Source organism: Streptomyces sp. NPDC054757 (assembly GCF_053612185.1).
The window spans coordinates 1-19,670 of sequence record NZ_JBSHBW010000041.1 but is presented as its reverse complement, the minus strand read 5'-3'; the positions used below and the strand labels follow the sequence as shown (position 1 = coordinate 19,670).

Genomic DNA, 19,670 nt, shown 5'->3' with positions numbered 1-19,670 from the left:
CCCGTCATGCCCGTCACGGCGTACGACCTCACCGGCCGCACCGCATTCGTCACCGGCGCGGCGAGCGGCATCGGCCGCGCCAGTGCCGTACTCCTCGCGGAGGCGGGCGCCGCCGTCCACTGCGCGGACCGCGACGATGCGGGGCTGCGCGAGACCGTCGCCACGATCACGAATGCGGGCGGCGCCGCGCACCCCCATCCGCTGGACGTCTCCGACCGCGCCGGTGTGGAGGCGGCCGTCGAGTCGGCCGTCACAGCCGCCGGCCGGCTGGACATCCTCGCCGCAGTCGCGGGAATCATGCACAGCAGTCCCGTCCTGGAGACGCGGGACGAGGATCTGGACCGCGTTCTCGCCGTCAACTTCAAGGGCGTGCTCTACGCCTGCCAGGCCACGGCCCGCGCCATGATCGCGACGGGCACTGCGGGGAGCATCGTCACGATGGCATCGGGCGCCGTGGACACCGGCGGGCCGGGCCTGCTCTGCTACGGCGTGACGAAAGCCGCCGTCTTCCAGCTCACGAAAACACTCGCGACCGAGGTGGGCCCGCACGGGATCCGGGTCAATGCGGTCGCGCCCGGCTGGATCCGCACCCCCATGACGGAGCGGCACAACAACAGCGAGGCCCAGGCGCACACCGCCGCCCTGATGTCCCGGATGTCACCGCTGGGCCGCGTGGGCGCCCCGGAGGAGATCGCGCACGCCGTACTCCATCTGGCATCCGACGCCGCCGCTTTCACCACCGGTCAGATCCTGCGCCCCAACGGCGGCGTCGCGATGCCCTGGTGAACCGGCACCGTCCGGACCCCCGCCGCCGCGCCGAGGCAGAGCGCGGACCCGCCCACCGCGAACGGCCCCCCGCCCGCCCGGCCGGAAACGCCACCACATGTATCGGCAGGAGGCTCAGCCCCCATCCCCCGACCGCGACAGCGCTCTCCAGCGGCCCGGACCCGGAAGGTGTCAGCACCAGCCGCAGCACGGCCCACCACCACAGCCCGCCGAGCAGCAGCGCCAGCGCCCCCGCCGGCACCCACCGCCGCGCCACTCCCTTGCAGTCAGCCCCATCAGCCCGAAAACCGAGCCGCCCGCACCGCCGGAACCGCGCCGGAAAAGGCGCGGGGAACGACGAGAAGGCAGAGCAGGCCGTCGCAGAGGTCGCACCGGAGCGGGGAGCCCGGTAAACGTTCCGGCCGGGGCGCCGCCTGGGGCCGGTCACCGCCACCCGGCGGGAGGGCGCACGAGACGCCCGCCCGGCGCATATGCGCACGCCGTTACGCGTTGTTCTCCGCCTGGTACATCCAGGCGTGCTTCTCCAGGGCCGCGGTGGCCCCGATGAGCAGATCCTGTGTCACCGGGTCCGGGGCATCGGTGGCCGCGATCCGCTCCCGCATCCGGCTGATGACGGCCCCGAGCGCGTCCACCAGCGTCCTGATGGCGTCGGTGTCCTTGATCCACCCTGCGGGGGCTTCACTGATCGCACTGGTCCTGGAGACCGTCGCGGCCCGTCCGTCCGGTGTCACCCCGACCGCGGAGGCCCGCTCCGCGACCGCGTCCATGTACTGCCTCGCGGTGTCGACCACCTCGTCGAGCTGGAGGTGCACCGACCGGAAGCGCGGCCCGACCACATTCCAGTGCACCTGCTTGGCGACCAGCGAGAGATCGACCAGATCCGCGAGCGCACCCTGAAGTGCCTCTCCGACCACTTTCAGATCGGCTTCGGGCAGAGAGCTCTTCACGCCAGACATGCGGGGCCTCCCATATGTTCGTACGTTCCCACCACCATGGCACAAATATCCTCACACCGGACATTCAGGGCAAAAAAATGGCTCCGACCGGTCCCTGAGGACCAGCCGGAGCCGGAAAGCCGTACTACGCCGCTACTACATTCACGGCTTCGGCAGGCGCCTTGATCGTCACGCGCTCGGGCACGCCCGTGACCGACGTCACGGAGACGGAATTGAGCATCGAGCGTACCGGCACGGGTACGGGCTCGGTCGACGCCGCCGACTCGGCCAGCTCCGCGAGCGACAGCTCGTCGCTCACCTCCCGCATGAGCTCGGACATCCGTACGTCAAGCGCGTCGCAGATCGCGGAGAGCAGCTCGGAGGATGCCTCCTTCTGCCCCCGCTCCACCTCGGACAGATAACCGAGAGAAACTCGGGCGGACGAGGAGACTTCGCGCAGAGTACGGCCCTGGCGCTGGCGCTGCCGACGCAGCACGTCACCCAACAGGCGACGGAGCAGAATCATCGGTGGCTCCCTCCTCGGACCGCGTAGCCGCATCCTTCACGCCCCACCGTACCGCCTTGCGCCGCGGCCGTGCGGGGAGCGATGTCGTGTTCACTCAGGGCTGCAAACATCAATTCCCCCCGTTCTCTTCCGTATCCTGTGTCCGCGCATTCCTGCGGAGTTCATCGCAGAGCAGTCCGAGAACGCCCAGCACGCTCTCCCTACGGATTTCCGCCCGGTCCCCGTTCAACCGCAGTGAGGCCATATTCTCTGCCCCGCCCGGTCCGGAAACCGCCACATACACCGTGCCGACCGCCTGCCCGTCCTGCGTGCCGGGGCCGGCCACCCCGGTGGTCGCCATCCCCCAGTCCGCGCCCAGCAGCCGCCGCACGCCGGCCGCCATCTGCCGGGCAACCCCGGGGTCCACCGCACCGCGCTCCGCGAGCAGCCCCCCGTCGACGCCGAGGACTTCCTGCTTGACGGCCGTCGCGTACGCCGTGAGAGAGCCGCGGAAGACCCGGGAGGCCCCTGGGACGGAAGTGAGCTCCGCGGCCAGCAGACCGCCGGTGAGCGATTCCGCCACGGCGAGGGTCTCCCCCCGGTCAGCCAGCAGCTCCAGCACCACGGCCGCCGAACTCACCGGGCGGCCCGCTCGGCCGCGAGTCCCCTGCGGCGCGCGGTCACGGCCTGCTGTACGTAGTCGAGCCCGGTCAGCACGGTCAGCACCACGGCGACCGCCATCACCCAGAAGCGCAGTGTCGCCAGCGGACCGGTCAGAGCCAGGACGTACATCCCGGCGGCCGTGCCCTGGGCGAGCGTCTTGATCTTGCCTCCGCGGCTGGCCGGAATGACCGCGTGCCTGATCACCCAGAACCGCATCAGGGTGATCCCGAGCTCCCGGAAGAGAATCACACCCGTGACCCACCAGGGCAGATCACCGAGGTACGAGAGACAGACCAGGGCCGCCCCCATGATCGCCTTGTCGGCGATGGGGTCGGCGATCTTCCCGAAGTCGGTGACCAGGTTGTACGTCCGTGCCAGATGGCCGTCGAAGACATCCGTGATCATCGCGACGGCGAAGGCGGCCCAGGCCCAGGCACGCCAGACCGGGTCGTAGCCGCCGCCGTGGAGCAGCAGCAGCACGAACCCGGGCACGAGCACCAGCCGCACCATGGTCAGCAGATTGGCGACATTCCACAGGCTCGCCTGATTGACCGCCGCAGCACCCAGCTTGCCGGCGGGCGCCGGCTTGGCACCGGTACCGCCTGTGGCGGATGCCGGGACTCCGGTCATCTGGCTGCCTCCTCACCGAGACACTCGGCCACCAGGTCGACACCTTCGGTGCCGACCACCTTCGCCACGACCATACGGCCGGGGACCAGGCCCTCGCTTGTCGTGAACACCACCTGCCCGTCCGTCTCGGGCGCCTGGTGGGCGGCCCGCCCCACGGCGCCGTCCTCGTCGTCCACCGACTCCACGAGCACCGAGAGCGTCTCACCCAGCCGCTCCTCGGCCCGCTGCGCGGTCAGCTCGTCGGCGAGCCGCGAGATGTGCTCAAGCCGTTCGGCGATGACTTCGGCGTCCAGCTTGTTCTCGTAGCCGACCGCCTCGGTGCCGTCCTCGTCGGAGTAGCCGAAGACGCCGATGGCGTCGAGCCGCGCACCGGTCAGGAAGCGTTCCAGCTCGGCCAGGTCGCTCTCGCTCTCGCCCGGGAATCCGACGATGAAGTTGGAGCGCGCGCCGGCCTGCGGCGCCTTGCCACGGATCGTCGCGAGCAGTTCCAGGAACCGGTCGGTGTCCCCGAAGCGGCGCATCGCGCGGAGCACCCCGGGCGCCGAGTGCTGGAAGGAGAGGTCGAAGTACGGGGCGACCTTCGGTGTCGACGTCAGCACGTCGATCAGTCCGGGCCGCATCTCGGCGGGCTGCAGATAGCTGACCCTGATCCGCTCGATGCCCTCGACGTCGGCGAGCTCGGGCAGCAGTGTCTCCAGGAGCCGGATGTCGCCGAGGTCCTTGCCGTACGAGGTGTTGTTCTCGGAGACCAGCATGACCTCCTTGACGCCCTGCCCGGCCAGCCAGCGTGTCTCACCGAGCACGTCGGAGGGGCGCCGCGAGATGAAGGAGCCGCGGAAGGACGGGATGGCGCAGAAGGAGCACCGCCGGTCACAGCCGGATGCCAGCTTCACGGAGGCCACGGGGCTGTTGCCGAGTCTGCGGCGCAGCGGGGCCCGTGGCCCGGAGGCCGGGGCGACACCGTCCGGGAGATCGTCGGGCGGGGTGTCCTGGGCGTGGCCGGGAAGTGCCACCCCGGCCGTCTCCTGGCGCTCGGCAGGGCTGATCGGCAGCAGCTTGCGGCGGTCGCGCGGGGTGTGCGAGGCGTGGATCCCGCCGTTCAGAATGGTCTGGAGGCGGTCGGAGATGTCGGCGTAGTCGTCGAATCCGAGGATCCCGTCGGCCTCGGGGAGCGCTTCCGCGAGATCCTTGCCGTACCGCTCGGCCATACAGCCGACGGCGACGACCGCCTGGGTTTTGCCGTGATCCTTGAGATCGTTGGCTTCGAGCAGGGCGTCGACGGAGTCCTTCTTGGCGGCTTCGACGAATCCACAGGTGTTGACTACGGCCACATCCGCGGCGGCGGCGTCCTCGACGAGGTCCCAGCCGTCCGCTGCCAAGCGGCCTGCGAGCTCCTCCGAGTCCACCTCGTTACGGGCGCAGCCAAGAGTGACAAGGGCGACGGTACGGCGTTCGGGCATGGGCTCAAGACTACTTTGTCCCGGCCCACGCCCGTCCCGCGAGGGTGATCAGCCCGCCTCCGGGTCGCCCTTGGTGTACGAGAGGCGCTCGACCTGACCGGCCTGGAAGTCGTTGTGGACGTCCTTGCCGTTGACGAACAGCTGGATCGCGCCGGCGTTCCCGAGGATCAGATCGACCTGCTGTGCGTCGGTGAAGGTCTTGGACTCGCCCTTGGCCAGCACCCCGTCGAAGAGCAGCTTTCCGTTGTGCGCCTTCGCGGAGATCCAGCTCTTGTCGTCGACGGCGGAGAGCTTGACCGTCACCTTGTCCTTCGGCACGGCCGCGATGGCGCTGTCCGACGCGGCGGGGGTGCTGGGCTTGGGATCGGCCGGCTTTCTGGGCTTGGGGCCGGGCCCTTTGGTGGCGGTGGTGGGGCCTTCGGCGACCTGCTTGTTGCCCTTGCTGCCGCTGTCGCCGCCGCTGAACATGGTGAACCCGACGAAGCCGACCACGACGACGATCGCCGCGACCATGGCCGCGGTCCAGTTCGGGCGGCGGCGCTCCGGCCTGATCCGTTCCGCCTCGAAGAGCGGCGCGACGGGGGTCGGCTCGGGACGGCCGCCGTGGTCCGCGTCGTACCGGTCGACCAGCGGAGCCGGGTCGACCGAGACGGCGCGCGCCAGCGTACGGATGTGGCCGCGGGCGTACACATCGCCGCCGCACCGGGAGAAGTCGTCCTGCTCGACCGCGTGCACGATGGGGATGCGCACCCGTGTGGCGGAGCTGACTTCCTCGACCGTGAGACCCGCGGCGATCCGGGCCTGCTGGAGGGTGTGACCGATCGAAGGCCGGTCGTCCTGGGGGGAGTTGCCGATGGACACGGGGGCGCCTTTCGAGCGTGAGCCACCTGCTGGATGTTCAGTCTAGGGGGGTGGTGAAAGGGTGGGGCAACCTGAGCGCGCACTTTGTACGCCATCAGATAGGCGGATCACGGGGCGACCCGCCGGTAGGACCGGATGACAACCCGACTGCGGTACATCTCCGGCCCAATTTCTCTGCTGTCTCTCCCCAACTGGACGTACGGCCGGGGGAAAGGGTTGCCCCTGAGGGCCACGGACCGGCTACGGCTCGGTATCCCCGCGGATCACCGCGAGCACACCGTCCAGTTCATCCGGTTTCACCAGCACATCGCGGGCCTTCGAGCCCTCGCTGGGCCCGACGATGTTCCGCGACTCCATGAGGTCCATCAGCCGGCCGGCCTTGGCGAAGCCGACCCGCAGCTTGCGCTGGAGCATCGATGTCGACCCGAACTGCGTGGAGACGACCAGTTCGGCCGCCTGGCACAGCAGATCGAGATCGTCGCCGATATCGCCGTCGATCTCCTTCTTCTTGGCCGTGCCGACCACCACGTCGTCGCGGAAGACGGGCGCCATCTGGTCCTTGCAGTGCTGGACGATCTCCCCGACTTCCTCCTCGGTGACGAAGGCGCCCTGCATACGGGTCGGTTTGTTCGCCCCCATCGGAAGGAAGAGCCCGTCGCCCTTGCCGATCAGCTTCTCGGCGCCCGGCTGGTCGAGAATGACCCGGCTGTCGGCGAGCGACGAGGTGGCGAAGGCGAGCCGTGACGGCACGTTCGCCTTGATCAGACCGGTGACCACGTCGACCGATGGCCGCTGGGTGGCCAGCACCAGATGGATACCGGCGGCGCGCGCCAGCTGGGTGATCCGGACGATGGAGTCCTCGACGTCCCTCGGCGCGACCATCATCAGGTCGGCCAGCTCATCGACGATGACCAGCAGATACGGGTACGGGGCGAGCTCGCGCTCGCTGCCCTCGGGCGCCTTGGCCTTGCCGCTGCGCACCGCCTGGTTGAAGTCGTCGATGTGCCGGTAGCCGTACGCGGCGAGGTCGTCGTACCGCAGGTCCATCTCGCGTACGACCCACTGGAGCGCCTCGGCGGCGCGTTTGGGGTTGGTGATGATCGGGGTGATCAGATGCGGGATGCCCTCGTACGCGGTCAGCTCGACGCGCTTGGGGTCGACGAGCACCATCCGTACGTCCTCGGGGGTCGCCCGCACCATGATCGAGGTGATCAGGCAGTTGATGCAGGAGGACTTTCCGGAACCGGTCGCACCGGCGACCAGGACGTGCGGCATCTTCGCCAGGTTGGCCATCACATAGCCGCCCTCGACGTCCTTGCCGAGCGCCACCAGCATCGGGTGGTCGTCCTCCGCCGCGTCCGCGAGGCGCAGCACATCGCCGAGGTTGACCATCTCCCGGTCGGTGTTGGGGATTTCGATACCGACCGCGGACTTCCCCGGGATCGGGGAGATGATCCGCACGTCCGGGCTGGCCACCGCATAGGCGATGTTCTTGGTGAGCGCGGTGATCCGCTCGACCTTCACGGCCGGGCCCAGCTCCACCTCGTAGCGGGTGACGGTCGGGCCGCGGGTGAAGCCGGTGACGGCCGCGTCGACCTTGAACTCCCTGAAGACGTTCGAGAGCGAGGCGACGACCGCGTCGTTGGCGGCGCTGCGGGTCTTGCCGGGGCCGCCGCGCACCAGCAGGTCCAGTGAGGGCAGCGAGTAGGTGATGTCGCCGGAGAGCTGGAGCTGTTCGGCCCGGGACGGCAGCGGCTGCGACTCGGGCGGCTTCGGGGACTTCTTCGTCAGGTCCGGTACGGCCCCGCTCGCCCCGTCGGCGTCCGCGTCCCCCGACTTCCCGGCCCCCGCCGACTCACGGGCGGACGGCACGGGCGCCGCGGCCGGCGTACCGGACGGGGTGGCCTCGGGGCGCTCCACGGAGACACCCTGGGTGAGATCGGCGACGAGCGGTGAGGGCGGCAGCCCGTTCAGCACGGCCCCGTCCAGCGCTGCGGCAGCGGCGGCGGCGACATCCACGGGGTCCATGCCCCGCCCCGGCGCGGGCTGCACGGAGGGCCTGCGCGGCTTGGAGCGGCGCTTGGTGAGGGCCTGCTCCACGGCCTGCTCCTCGGCCGCCTCGGCGTCGTAGAGCTCGGGGGTGCGCCCGCGCGCGCCGCTCGTACGCCGGCCGGCCGGCAGCGCCTCGCGCCACTGGTCCTCGTAGCGCTCGTCGTCGTCCTCGTCCAGCTCGGCGGCGGGCTCCGGGTCGACGATGCCAAGACGGGCCCCCAGCGCCCTGAGCCGGTGCGGGATGGCGGTGACGGGGGTGGCCGTGACGACCAGCAGCCCGAAGACGGTCAGCAGCAGGAGCAGCGGTACGGCGAGGACGTCGCCCATCAGGAAGATCAGCGGTTTGGACGCGGCCCAGCCGATCAGGCCGCCGGCGTCCTGCAGCGCCGATGTGCCGTCCCCGCGCCCGGGGGCTCCGCAGGCGATGTGGACCTGGCCGAGCACCCCGAGCACCAGCGCGGAGAGTCCGATGACGATCCGGCCGTTCGCCTCCGGCTTCTCCGGGTGGAGGATCAGCCGTACGGCGATGGCGCCCAGCAGTATCGGGACCAGCAGATCGAGCCGGCCGAAGGCGCCGGTGATCAGCATCTCGACGAGATCGCCGACCGGCCCGTGCAGATTCGACCAGGTGCCGGCCGCGGTGACGAGGGCCAGGCCGAGCAGCAGCAGGGCCACCCCGTCCTTGCGGTGGGCCGGGTCGAGCCCCTTCGCGCCGCGTCCTATGCCGCGGAACATCGCCCCGACGCCGTGCGCGGCGCCGAGCCAGACGGCCCGTACGAGCCGGTAGACGCCCCCGGTGGGGGACGGTGCCGGTCTCGGTGCGGGCTTCGCCGCCGCCTTCTTGGCGGGCGCCCGCCTCGCGGGGGCGGCCTTCTTCGCAGCCGTCTTCTTCGCCGGAACTGCCTTCTTGGCTGGGCCGGTACGGCCGGCACGCGGCTTGGCGGTGCCCGCCGTACCTGGGGAACCCTTGCCGGACGTACGTGAGGCCATGGAGCCGAGGTTACCTGGGTCCGCGGCGGCGGACACGTGTGCTTACCGCTTCACCCGTTCGTGTCGCCCTGGTGAGCACGCCTTCTTGACGCACGGTGACGCGTGATGACGCCCCCTCAGCGGCAACAGCGGCCGGACGGGCCGTCAATTCTGCGACGGCACCGCGGCGGTCGGGCCGCCCGTGCCCGGCTCCAGCGCGTCCAGGGCCCTGCGGAGACCGGTGAGTTTGCGCTCCAGATGGGCCGCGGTGGCCACCGCGGCCGCGTCCGCCGACTCCTCGTCGAGCTGCTTGGAGAGCGCCTCCGCCTGCTCCTCAACTGCCGCCAGACGGGCGGACAGTTCGGCCAGCAGCCCGGCCGGCTCCTTGGCGTCGCCGACGGCGGGGGCGCTGCCGTCGAGCTGGAGCCGGAGCAGCGCCGCCTGCTCCCGCAGCTGGCAGTTCTTCATGTAGAGCTCGACGAAGACCGACACCTTCGCGCGCAGCACCCACGGGTCGAAAGGCTTGGAGATGTAGTCCACGGCCCCCGCGGCATAGCCCCGGAAGGTGTGGTGCGGCCCGTGGTTGATCGCGGTGAGGAAGATGATCGGGATGTCCCGGGTCCGCTCCCGCCGCTTGATGTGCGCGGCGGTCTCGAAACCGTCCATGCCCGGCATCTGGACGTCCAGCAGAATCACTGCGAAGTCATCCGTCAGCAGCGCCTTGAGCGCTTCCTCCCCGGACGATGCCCGCACCAGTGTCTGATCGAGCGCGGAGAGAATGGCCTCCAGCGCCAGCAGATTCTCCGGCCGGTCATCGACCAGGAGGATCTTGGCCTTCTGCACCATGGCCCGTCCTCCTCGTCCCGGCAGTGCACCGGGCGCCGCCCCAGGGGACAGCTCCGTAACGCCGTCCGTCCTTGTGCCGGTCATGGTAACCGCACCCCGCCTGTCGCCACACCCTGTCACCGCGATGTCACCGCCATGTCACGGCACATGTATGCAGAAACGCGCCGGGAGCCCAGAAGGTTCCCCGCATACGCCCGCCTCACACGCCTCCGGCCACGGCCAGTCAGCAACTCATGGAGATTTCCTCTTCAATCGATCACTCACCGCTCATCCACTGTTCCATTACCGTGAGCAAATGATCGGGATCCACCGGCTTGGTGACATAGTCGGAAGCACCGGATTCGATGGCCTTCTCCCGGTCGCCCTTCATCGCCTTCGCGGTGAGCGCGATGATCGGCAGCCCGGCGAACTGCGGCATCCTGCGGATGGCCGTGGTCGTCGCGTAACCGTCCATCTCCGGCATCATGATGTCCATCAGAACGACCGTCACGTCGTCGTGCTGTTCGAGGACTTCGATGCCCTCCCGGCCGTTCTCCGCGTACAGCACCGAGAGGCCGTGCTGCTCCAGGACGCTGGTGAGCGCGAAGACGTTGCGGATGTCGTCGTCGACGATCAGCACCTTCTCGCCGCCGAACTGGAAGACCCGGCGCGGCTCGGCCGTCTCCTCGGTCTCCTCCACCCATGTCCCTGGTTCCGACGTAGCTGCCTGCACCCCTGAACTGGCGGGCAGCGCCGGCTGTCCGTTCGCCTGCCCCAGCGACCTGCGGCGCCTGCGCAGCAGCTCCGCGGGACCACCCTGGCTGTCCGTGGGCGTCATGCCGGGCGTCTGGCCGGCCTCGGTCCGTGTCCCGTCGTCGGACCCGCCGGGCGTCCGCTCCACGGAACCCGGAGCCAGCTGCGGATATCCCTGGGGAGGCAGCTCACTGCCGTGCAGCGGGAGATACAGGGTGAACGTCGAACCGCGCCCCGGCTCACTCGCCGCATGGATCTCACCGCCGAGCAGCCGGGCGATCTCCCGGCTGATGGACAGACCGAGCCCGGTGCCGCCGTACTTGCGGCTGGTGGTCCCGTCCGCCTGCTTGAAGGCCTCGAAGATCACCCGCATCTTGCTCGCCGCGATACCGATCCCGGTGTCCGTGACCGAGAACGCGATCAGATCCCCGTCGGCGTCGCGCAGCGAACCGGCTTCGAGCAACTGCTCACGGATGGCGTTCGGCACATTGGCTCCGGCGGGCCTGATGACCAGTTCCACCGCTCCGGAGTCGGTGAACTTCACCGCGTTGGAGAGGAGGTTGCGCAGCACCTGCAGCAGCCGCTGCTCGTCCGTGTGCAGCGTGGCGGGCAGTTCGGGCGAGACCCGTACCGAGAAGTCGAGGCCCTTCTCCGCCGTGAGCGGCCGGAAGGTCGCCTCGACGTAGTCGACGAGCTGGACCAGCGCGATCCGGGTCGGGCTGACATCCATCTTGCCCGCCTCGACCTTGGACAGATCCAGGATGTCGTTGATCAGCTGGAGCAGATCCGAACCCGCACCGTGAATCGTCTCCGCGAACTCCACCTGCTTCGGGGAGAGATTCCCCTCGGCATTGTCGGCGAGCAGCTTGGCGAGAATCAGCAGCGAATTGAGCGGCGTACGCAGCTCGTGCGACATGTTCGCCAGGAATTCGGACTTGTAGCGCATCGAGACCGCGAGCTGCTCGGCACGCTCTTCGAGGACCTGCCTGGCCTCCTCGATCTCGGTGTTCTTCACCTCGATGTCGCGGTTCTGCCGGGCCAGCAGCTCGGCCTTCTCCTCCAGTTCGGCATTGGACGCCTGAAGTGCCTTCTGCCGGTTCTCCAGTTCGGCGGAGCGCTCCCGCAGCTGCTCGGTCAGCTCCTGCGACTGCTTGAGCAGCACCTCGGTCTTCGAGTTGACGCTGATCGTGTTGACGCTCGTCGCGATCATTTCCGCGATCTGGTTGAGGAAGTCCTTCTGGATATGTGTGAAGGGCTGGAAGGAGGCCAGCTCGATGACTCCGAGTACCTTCCCGTCGAAGAGCACCGGCAGCACGATCACATGGGCGGGCGGCGCCTCGCCGAGACCGGACGAGATCTTCAGGTACCCCGGCGGCACGTTCTCCACCAGGATCGTGCGCTTCTCCTCGGCCGCCGTGCCGATGAGCGTCTCACCCGGCCGGAACGTCGTCGGCATGGAGCCCGCCGAATACCCGTAACTGCCGTGCATCCGCAGCTCGTACGCGTTCTCGGCGTCCGCACCGCTCTCCGCGGCCGAGCCGGTCGGCACGGCCAGGAAGAACGCGCCGTGCTGGGCCGAGACGACCGGCGTGAGCTCGCTCATGATCAGCGACGCCACATCGACCAGTTCACGGCGCCCCTGCATCAGTCCGGAGATACGGGCCAGGTTGCCCTTCAGCCAGTCCTGCTCCTTGTTGGCGACCGTGGTGTCACGCAGGTTGGCGATCATCGTGTTGATGTTGTCCTGGAGCGCCTGGATCTCACCGGCCGCGTCCACATCGATCTTGAGATTGAGATCGCCGCGGGTCACCGCCGTGGCCACGGCCGCGATGGCCCGCACCTGACGGGTCAGGTTCCCGGCCATCTCGTTCACCGACTCGGTCAGGTCGCGCCAGGTGCCGTCCACGTCCCGCACCCGCGCCTGACCGCCCAGCTGACCCTCGGTGCCCACCTCGCGGGCCACCCTGGTCACCTGCTCGGCGAAGCTCGACAACTGGTCGACCATGGTGTTGATGGTGGTCTTCAGCTCCAGGATCTCGCCCTGGGCGTCGATATCGATCTTCTTCGTCAGGTCGCCCTTGGCAATGGCGGTGGTGACCGTGGCGATCTGGCGCACCTGTCCGGTCAGATTGGAGGCCATCGAGTTCACCGACTCGGTGAGGTCCTTCCACGTACCGGAGACCCCCGGCACCCGTGCCTGACCGCCGAGCGAGCCGTCCGTACCCACCTCACGCGCCACCCGCGTCACCTCGTCGGCGAACGAGGAGAGCGTCGTCACCATCGTGTTGACGGTGTCCGCGAGCTGCGCGACCTCGCCGCGCGCCTCCACCGTCACCTTCTTGGTGAGGTCGCCGTTGGCGACCGCCGTGGCGACCTGGGCGATGTTCCGCACCTGGATGGTCAGGTTGTTGGCCATCAGGTTCACGTTGTCGCTGAGGTCCTCCCAGATGCCGGTGACCCCGCGCACCCGGGCCTGGCCGCCGAGGATTCCCTCGGTGCCGACCTCGCGCGCGACCCGTGTCACCTGCTCGGCGAAGGACGACAGCTGGTCGACCATCGTGTTGACGGTCGTGACCAGTTCGAGGATCTCGCCCTTCGCGTCGACCGTGATCTTCTTCGAGAGATCGCCCTTGGCGACCGCGGTGGTCACCTCGGCGATGTTCCGCACCTGCGACGTCAGGTTGTTCGCCATGAAGTTGACGGACTGGGTGAGGTCCTTCCAGGTGCCGGAGACCCCCTGGACCTCCGCCTGACCGCCCAGGATCCCCTCGGTGCCCACCTCACGGGCCACCCGCGTCACCTGCTCCGCGAACGAAGACAGCTGATCGACCATCGTGTTCAGGGTGTTCTTGAGCTCCAGGATCTCGCCACGCGCGTCCACATCGATCTTCTGCGACAGATCACCACGCGCCACCGCCGTCGCCACCTGCGCGATGTTGCGGACCTGCGCGGTGAGGTTGCCCGCCATCCCGTTCACCGAGTCGGTCAGATCGCGCCACACCCCGGCCACACCCGGCACCTGCGCCTGGCCGCCGAGCCTGCCGTCCGTACCCACTTCACGGGCGACCCTGGTCACCTGCTCCGCGAAGGCGGACAGCTGATCGACCATCGTGTTGATGGTGTTCTTGAGCTCCAGGATCTCGCCGCGCGCGTCCACGTCGATCTTCTGCGACAGGTCACCGCGCGCCACCGCGGTGGTCACCTGGGCGATCTGGCGCACCTGCGACGTGAGGTTGCCCGCCATGAAGTTGACGGAGTCGGTGAGCTCCTTCCACGTACCGCTGACACCGTCCACCCGGGCCTGCCCTCCGAGGCGGCCCTCCGTGCCCACGTCGCGCGCCATCCGCGTCACCTGGTCGGCGAAGGACGAGAGCTGCGCCACCATGGTGTTGACGGTGTTCTTCAGCTCCAGCATCTCGCCGGCCACATCGACGGTGACCTTCTGCGACAGATCGCCGTTGGCGACCGCCGTCGTGACCTGCGCGATGTCCCGTACCTGGCCGGTGAGGTTACGGAAGGCCGTGTTCACCGAGTCGGTGAGGTCCTTCCATGTCCCCGCGGCGCCCGGCACCTCGGCCTGCCCGCCGAGACGGCCCTCGACACCGACCTCCCGTGCCACCCGGGTCACTTCGGAACCGAACGACTGCAGCTGGTCCACCATCGTGTTGACGGTGTTCTTCAGCTCCAGCATCTCCCCGGCCACGTTCACCGTGACCTTCTGCGACATGTCGCCGTTGGCGACCGCGGTGGTCACCTGGGCGATGTCCCGCACCTGTGTCGTGAGGTTGCGGAAGACGGTGTTGACGGAGTCGGTGAGGTCCTTCCAGGTGCCCGCCGCGCCCGGCACCTGCGCCTGGCCGCCCAGCAGCCCCTCGGCGCCGACCTCGCTGGCCACCCGGGTCACCTCGTCCGCGAAGGTACGCAGCGTCTCGGTCATCTGGTTGATGGTCTCGGCGAGCTGGGCGACCTCGCCGCGTGCGCTCACCGTGACCTTCTGCGAGAGATCACCGTTGGCGACGGCCGTGGTGACCTCCGCGATACCGCGCACCTGGGACGTCAGGTTCCCGGCCATGGTGTTCACCGAGTCGGTGAGGTCCTTCCACACCCCGGCCACACCCGGCACGGCCGCCTGACCGCCCAGCTCCCCCTCGGTCCCCACCTCACGTGCGACCCGTGTCACCTCGGAGGAGAACGAGGACAGCTGGTCGACCATCGTGTTGACGGTGTTCTTCAGCTGGAGCATCTCACCGGCCACATGGACGGTGACCTTGCGTGACAGATCGCCCCGGGCGACCGCGGTCGTCACGAGAGCAATGTCACGTACCTGCGCGGTCAGCCGGTACGCCATGGTGTTCACCGAATCCGTGAGGCCCTTCCACGAACCGGACATACCACGCACCTGGGCCTGACCGCCGAGCTTGCCCTCGGTGCCGACCTCCAGCGCGACCCGCGTCACCTCGTCGGTGAACGCCGACAACTGGTCGACCAGGTTGTTGACCGTACGCGCGACCTTCAGGAACTCACCGCGCAGCGGCCGTTCCACACCGTCCATGGCCTGCGAGCGCAGATCCATCCGCTGTTCCAGATCGCCCTCGGCCACCGCCGAGAGCACCCTGCCGACCTCGGAGACCGGCCGCGCCAGATCGTCCACCAGCTCGTTCGCCGCGTCGATCGCGACCGCCCAGGAACCCTCCAGGGCCCCCGTCTCCAGCCTCTCCGTGAGTTTTCCCTCACGGCCGACCATCCTGCGCACCCGGGCAACCTCGCCCGTCAGATGGAGATTGCGGTCGGCGACCTCGTTGAAGACGGCCGCGATCTCGGCCATCGTGCCGTCGCCCGAGACCGTCAGACGCCGCCGGAAGTTCCCGTCGCGCATCGCGGCCAGAGCGGTCAGCAGTCTGCCCAGGGCAGCGGTATCCACTTCAGTTGTCCCGTGGTGTCGCTTTTTGGGCGACTGTCCGCTTTTTGCGCGCGTGTTCTTGTCACGCGCCGCCGTGCCAGACTCCACCGTGTCCCTCCCGCAGGGGTTGGCCGTACTGCCCGGGGCTGTACCGAGAAGCGTGCCCAGTGTTTCACCATGGCAGGACCAGGCCATAACAGTTCGGCAGCTTTGCATACCGTCCCCGCCCACTCGGGGCGGAAACCCTGTAACCGGCATCCGCAAGGACAGCGAAGGTAAGTAACCTGGCATCCGGCTGTCCAACCGTCCCGGTCCGCCCGGCGGGGGCGGAGGCACCAGTACTACCACCGGGCAGCGAGGGGCGGGCCGACATGGCAGAGCCGGGCGTCGAGACGCGTACGAGGAGTTCTGTGATCACCGCGCGAGCGGCTGCCAGTTTCGAACCGGTCGGACGGTCGGTAGCGACCGCCCGTACCTTTGTACGTGACACCCTCCAGGGGTGGGGATATTCCGACGTCGTCGACGACGCCGTCGTCCTCACCAGCGAGCTGGTCACCAACGCGGTGGTCCACGCGGGCACCAACGCCGACGTCCTGTGCCTGCGGACCGACGACGGCATCCGCGTGGAGGTCGCCGACCACTACCCCGAGCGCGAGGTCCCGCTCCAGGGCAGCGGCCAGTCCTTCGGCAGCCCGGACCGGGAGGGCGGCCGCGGACTGCTGCTCTGCGCGGCGCTCGCCTCCCGCTGGGGCGTCGACTACACGCCCACCCAGAAGCAGGTCTGGTTCCAACTCGATCTTCCGCAGCGCCCGGTGGGCGCCCGCTCGGCGGGCCCGCTGCTCCCGGCGGAGCTCCTCCCGGTCGCCGACGGGCGGGTCCGCGTGGCCGTGGTCCAGATCGACGCGGACGGCGCCGTCTCCTCCTGGAACGAGGACGCGACAGAGCTCTTCGGCCACCCCGCCGAGCAGGTCGTCGGCAAGCAGCTCACCGACTTCGCCGCCTGGCCGCACACCCCCGGCACCGGCACCGGCATCGCCGACGCCCTCCAGCTCTCCCGCTGGGAGGGCAGCTACGGCATCCGGACCGCCGACGGCAGGGTCGTGCCCGTCTACGCGTCACATCTGCGCGTACGGGACGCCCAGGGCGAGCCCAGCACCGTCTGCCTCCTGGTGAACGACTACGAACGCGCGGTGCTGCAGACACCGCCGCGCACCCCGCAGAACGACTCGAACTCCTTCTCCGACCACCGCACCACCGACCCGTTCGAAGTCTTCATCGGCTCCCCCGCCCCCGACGACCTCGACGGCCTGCTCCAGCGCACCGTCGAGCGCGCCCGCGACATGCTCGACGCCGACGCTGCCTTCCTGCTCCTCGCGACCGACGACGAGACGGAGCTGGAGGTGAGAGCCACCACCGGGCTGCCCTCCGCCCGGCAGCGCTTCGCCCGGGTCCCCGTCGAGGCCGGCACCGGACGGTACGGATCGGCGCGGATGCCCGCGGTCCACGAGGACCTGGCCGCCGTGCCCGGCGCCGTGCCGCTGCTCAACGGCACGGGGATGCGCTCGGTCGTCACCGTCCCGCTCAAGGTCGAGGGCCGCCTCACCGGCTCTCTGGGCGTTTCCACCGAGGCCCCCGGCCGGTACTCCAACGAGCAGGCGCTGCGCCTCCAGTTCGCCGCCGACCGCATCGCGCTCGCCGTCGAGTCGGCCCGCCTCGGTGAGCTGGAGAAGCTGCGCCGCGGCTCGCTCTCCTTCCTCGTCGAGGCCTCCGACCTCCTGGCGGGGACCCTCGACCGCGATCAGACCCTGGCCCTGATGGCACAGATGACCGTGCCGACCCTGGCCGCCTGGTGCGCCGTCTACACGATCGCCGACCAGTCGTCGGAGCCGTACCTCTCCTACGTCCTGCACGAGGACGAGGAGCGCATCGACGGCCTCAAGGCGCTGCTCTCCCGGATCAGTCCGCCCGAGCCTGTCCCGACGCCGGGCGCCAGGAGCTGGGCCGCCCCCGGTGAGGCCGCGCACCAGGCGGCGCTGACCTCCTCGATGCGCAGCCTCGGTCTCGGATCGAGCCCGGCGCTCGGCTCGGGCATCGGCACCACGCTCGCCACGGCGGCCGCGGTCGGCGGCGAGACCGTCGTACTGCCCCTGGTCGCCCGGAACCGCGTCATCGGCATGCTCACGCTCGGCAAACCGTCCGACGACCACTTCCGCCAGGAGATCCTGGAGCTGGCCGAAGACCTCTCCCGCCGGGCGGCGCTCGCCCTCGACAACGCCCGCCTGTACTCGGAGCGCACCGCCATCAGCCAGGCCCTGCAGCGCAGCCTGCTCCCGCCGGGCCTGCCGGACGTGCCCAATGTCGAGGTGGAGGTCATCTACCGCGCGGCAGGCGAGGGCAACGAAGTGGGCGGCGACTTCTACGACCTCTTCCCCATCCGGGACGGCGCCTACGGCTTCGCCATCGGCGACGTCTGCGGTACGGGCCCCGAGGCGGCCGCCGTCACCGGCCTGGCCCGCCACGCGCTGCGCCTGCTCGCCCGTGAGGGCTTCTCGGGTCCCGCCGTCCTGGAGCGGCTCAACGCGGCGATCCTCGACGAGGGCGCCCGCAGCCGCTTCCTGACGCTCCTCTACGGGGAGCTGTGGCCCCAGGAGGACGGCAGCGCCCTCCTCAAGGTCGTCTGCGCCGGCCACCCGCTCCCGCTGCGGCTCCGCCAGGACGGCACCGTGGAGCCCGCGGCGGAGCCCCAGCCGCTCCTCGGTGTGATGGAGGACCTGGAGCTGTACGAACAGGCCGTGACCCTCGAACCGGGCGACGTGCTGCTCTGTGTCACGGACGGGGTCACCGAACGCCGCGAGGGCACCCGGATGCTCGGCGACGACGGGCTGGCCGACGTGCTCAGCACCTGTACCGGTCTGACGGCGGGCGCGGTGGCCGGCCGTATCCTGCGCGCGGTGGAGCGGTTCGCCGCCGAACCGGCATCGGACGACATGGCGATCCTGGCCATGCGGGTGCCCGAGCCGCACCAGTAGCCAGTACGACCGGCACGCGAAAGGCCCCCGCCAACCGGCGGGGGCCTTTCGGTGTGAGAGCCCCAATACGGAATCGAACCGTAGACCTTCTCCTTACCATGGAGACGCTCTACCGACTGAGCTATTGGGGCGCAGCAACGAGATAGATCATACCCGAAGTCGAAGGTGCTTCCCGCCACCACACCCTCACGGCTCCGCCTGAGCACATCGCCGCGCACCGCGCCCAACGCACCTGCCTGGCAGAGGAGTTGCTCAGAAAGCCGGCTGGAGCAGACCTCCGAGCGCGTTGCACGAGGCGACCATGCGCTGAAGTTCACGCCGGCGCAGCGCGCCGTGCACCGGAAGCGCGAGGGTCTCGTCGGCAGCCTGCTCGGTCTCGGGCAGCCTGACATCGCGCCGGAAGGCCGGCATCCGGTGGACGGGTGTCGCCACGGGCACTTCGCACCCCACTCCCCTGCGCCGCAGGGCCTGGGCGAAGGCATCACGGTCGGGACGCCCGTTGCCGGGCACCCGGACCACGTAACTCCGGTACGTGTGGGCGGCGTTCGGCACCGGTGTCCGGACACCGGTCAGCCGGTCGCCCAGGTACGCAGCGTGCGAACGGCGCTGCTCGACTTCGTCCGCCGCGGCAACCTCCGGGGCGGTGTCTCCGGGGCCGATGACCAGGAGCCCGTGCACCCGCCCGAGTTCACCGATGCGCACCAGGTCCGGCGGGTGCCCGAAGGCTGCGAGCGCCACCACGGCGGTGGTACGGGGGGTGAGAACGGCGGCGACCGCATCCGGGTCGAGGCAGTAACTCCCGGAATCTATGTCGGCGAAGACCGGCCTGGCCCCGGCCATCACCACGGCAGCGGCCGCTTCGGCATCACCGTAGGCCGACACGACGACCTCATCGCCCACTCCGACGCCTGCGGACTTCAGGAACCTCGCGGTACTCATGGCTGCATGGTGCTCGGCGCACGTGAACACCAAGTGACAGGGCATAAAAAAACGTCGGCCCCTGAACCGAAGTTCAGGGGCCGACGTTGAAAGATTGTTCGGCGGCGTCCTACTCTCCCACAGGGTCCCCCCTGCAGTACCATCGGCGCTGAAAGGCTTAGCTTCCGGGTTCGGAATGTAACCGGGCGTTTCCCTAACGCAATGACCACCGAAACACTATGAAATAAACAACACCGGTGTTGACACGGTCGTTCGTTATTTCAGAACTAACACAGTGGACGCGAGCAACTGAGGACAAGCCCTCGGCCTATTAGTACCAGTCAGCTCCACCCGTTACCGGGCTTCCACATCTGGCCTATCAAC

At 69.3% G+C, this 19,670-nt stretch carries 12 protein-coding genes, 1 tRNA gene and 2 rRNA genes; 2 read left to right on the top strand and 13 right to left on the bottom strand.

Annotated elements, in window-relative coordinates:
- The first annotated feature begins 6 nt into the window (after positions 1-6).
- Positions 7-786 carry an SDR family NAD(P)-dependent oxidoreductase gene (locus ACWGKJ_RS31900; protein ID WP_385024648.1) on the top strand — a complete coding sequence of 260 codons (780 nt, stop codon included), beginning with the start codon at positions 7-9 and terminating at the stop codon, positions 784-786.
- 482 nt (positions 787-1,268) lie between these two features.
- Here ACWGKJ_RS31900 and ACWGKJ_RS31895 read toward each other — a convergent pair whose 3' ends face one another.
- The 9 genes from ACWGKJ_RS31895 to ACWGKJ_RS31855 all read right to left on the bottom strand — a co-directional run bounded on the left by ACWGKJ_RS31895 (position 1,269) and on the right by ACWGKJ_RS31855 (position 15,447).
- Entirely contained in the window at positions 1,269-1,742 is a 474-nt protein-coding gene (locus tag ACWGKJ_RS31895) for a Dps family protein (RefSeq protein ID WP_385024646.1), read from the bottom strand.
- A gap of 124 nt (positions 1,743-1,866) precedes the next feature.
- Positions 1,867-2,247 carry a helix-turn-helix domain-containing protein gene (locus ACWGKJ_RS31890; RefSeq protein ID WP_385024644.1) on the bottom strand — a complete coding sequence of 127 codons (381 nt, stop codon included), beginning with the start codon at positions 2,245-2,247 and terminating at the stop codon, positions 1,867-1,869.
- A gap of 109 nt (positions 2,248-2,356) precedes the next feature.
- Positions 2,357-2,866: a CinA family protein gene (locus tag ACWGKJ_RS31885; RefSeq protein ID WP_385024642.1), complete on the bottom strand. Its 510-nt coding sequence runs from the start codon at positions 2,864-2,866 to the stop codon at positions 2,357-2,359.
- Positions 2,863-3,519, bottom strand: coding sequence for a CDP-diacylglycerol--glycerol-3-phosphate 3-phosphatidyltransferase (pgsA, locus tag ACWGKJ_RS31880; RefSeq protein ID WP_385024640.1), 657 nt, complete (start codon positions 3,517-3,519; stop codon positions 2,863-2,865). The genes ACWGKJ_RS31885 and pgsA overlap by 4 nt, the downstream gene beginning before the upstream one ends.
- Positions 3,516-4,979 carry a 30S ribosomal protein S12 methylthiotransferase RimO gene (gene rimO / locus ACWGKJ_RS31875; protein ID WP_385024638.1) on the bottom strand — a complete coding sequence of 488 codons (1,464 nt, stop codon included), beginning with the start codon at positions 4,977-4,979 and terminating at the stop codon, positions 3,516-3,518. Before rimO ends, pgsA begins: the two co-directional genes overlap by 4 nt.
- A gap of 48 nt (positions 4,980-5,027) precedes the next feature.
- On the bottom strand, positions 5,028-5,840 hold the full coding sequence (locus ACWGKJ_RS31870) for a helix-turn-helix domain-containing protein (protein WP_385024636.1): 813 nt from the start codon (positions 5,838-5,840) through the stop codon (positions 5,028-5,030).
- A gap of 240 nt (positions 5,841-6,080) precedes the next feature.
- A complete protein-coding gene (locus ACWGKJ_RS31865; RefSeq protein WP_385024634.1) occupies positions 6,081-8,882 on the bottom strand; it encodes a DNA translocase FtsK in 2,802 nt (933 codons plus the stop codon).
- A 144-nt stretch (positions 8,883-9,026) separates the two neighbouring features.
- A complete protein-coding gene (locus ACWGKJ_RS31860; protein ID WP_385024632.1) occupies positions 9,027-9,707 on the bottom strand; it encodes a response regulator in 681 nt (226 codons plus the stop codon).
- A 256-nt stretch (positions 9,708-9,963) separates the two neighbouring features.
- Positions 9,964-15,447, bottom strand: a complete 5,484-nt coding sequence (locus ACWGKJ_RS31855; RefSeq protein ID WP_385024630.1) for a HAMP domain-containing protein — start codon at positions 15,445-15,447, stop codon at positions 9,964-9,966.
- Positions 15,448-15,710: 263 nt separating this feature from the next.
- On the opposite strand from ACWGKJ_RS31855, the gene ACWGKJ_RS31850 reads away from it, so the two are divergent.
- Positions 15,711-18,368, top strand: coding sequence for a SpoIIE family protein phosphatase (locus tag ACWGKJ_RS31850; RefSeq protein ID WP_385024628.1), 2,658 nt, complete (start codon positions 15,711-15,713; stop codon positions 18,366-18,368).
- 58 nt (positions 18,369-18,426) lie between these two features.
- On the opposite strand, the gene ACWGKJ_RS31845 is transcribed toward ACWGKJ_RS31850, so the two are convergent.
- From ACWGKJ_RS31845 to ACWGKJ_RS31830, 4 genes are all read right to left on the bottom strand, one after another.
- Positions 18,427-18,499, bottom strand: a tRNA-Thr gene (locus ACWGKJ_RS31845).
- A gap of 121 nt (positions 18,500-18,620) precedes the next feature.
- Positions 18,621-19,307, bottom strand: a complete 687-nt coding sequence (locus ACWGKJ_RS31840) for a DegT/DnrJ/EryC1/StrS family aminotransferase (RefSeq protein WP_385024626.1) — start codon at positions 19,305-19,307, stop codon at positions 18,621-18,623.
- A gap of 96 nt (positions 19,308-19,403) precedes the next feature.
- A 5S ribosomal RNA gene (gene rrf / locus ACWGKJ_RS31835) occupies positions 19,404-19,520 on the bottom strand.
- 77 nt (positions 19,521-19,597) lie between these two features.
- A 23S ribosomal RNA gene (locus ACWGKJ_RS31830) occupies positions 19,598-19,670 on the bottom strand; the annotation flags it as partial.

Coding starts and splice junctions, on each gene's coding strand:
- ACWGKJ_RS31895 (WP_385024646.1), bottom strand. CDS start 1,742: ATGTCTGGCGTGAAGAGCTCTCTGCCCGAAGCCGATCTGAAAGTGGTC.
- ACWGKJ_RS31865 (WP_385024634.1), bottom strand. CDS start 8,882: ATGGCCTCACGTACGTCCGGCAAGGGTTCCCCAGGTACGGCGGGCACC.
- ACWGKJ_RS31860 (WP_385024632.1), bottom strand. CDS start 9,707: ATGGTGCAGAAGGCCAAGATCCTCCTGGTCGATGACCGGCCGGAGAAT.
- ACWGKJ_RS31850 (WP_385024628.1), top strand. CDS start 15,711: ATGGCAGAGCCGGGCGTCGAGACGCGTACGAGGAGTTCTGTGATCACC.
- ACWGKJ_RS31900 (WP_385024648.1), top strand. CDS start 7: ATGCCCGTCACGGCGTACGACCTCACCGGCCGCACCGCATTCGTCACC.
- rimO (WP_385024638.1), bottom strand. CDS start 4,979: ATGCCCGAACGCCGTACCGTCGCCCTTGTCACTCTTGGCTGCGCCCGT.
- pgsA (WP_385024640.1), bottom strand. CDS start 3,519: ATGACCGGAGTCCCGGCATCCGCCACAGGCGGTACCGGTGCCAAGCCG.
- ACWGKJ_RS31840 (WP_385024626.1), bottom strand. CDS start 19,307: ATGAGTACCGCGAGGTTCCTGAAGTCCGCAGGCGTCGGAGTGGGCGAT.
- ACWGKJ_RS31890 (WP_385024644.1), bottom strand. CDS start 2,247: ATGATTCTGCTCCGTCGCCTGTTGGGTGACGTGCTGCGTCGGCAGCGC.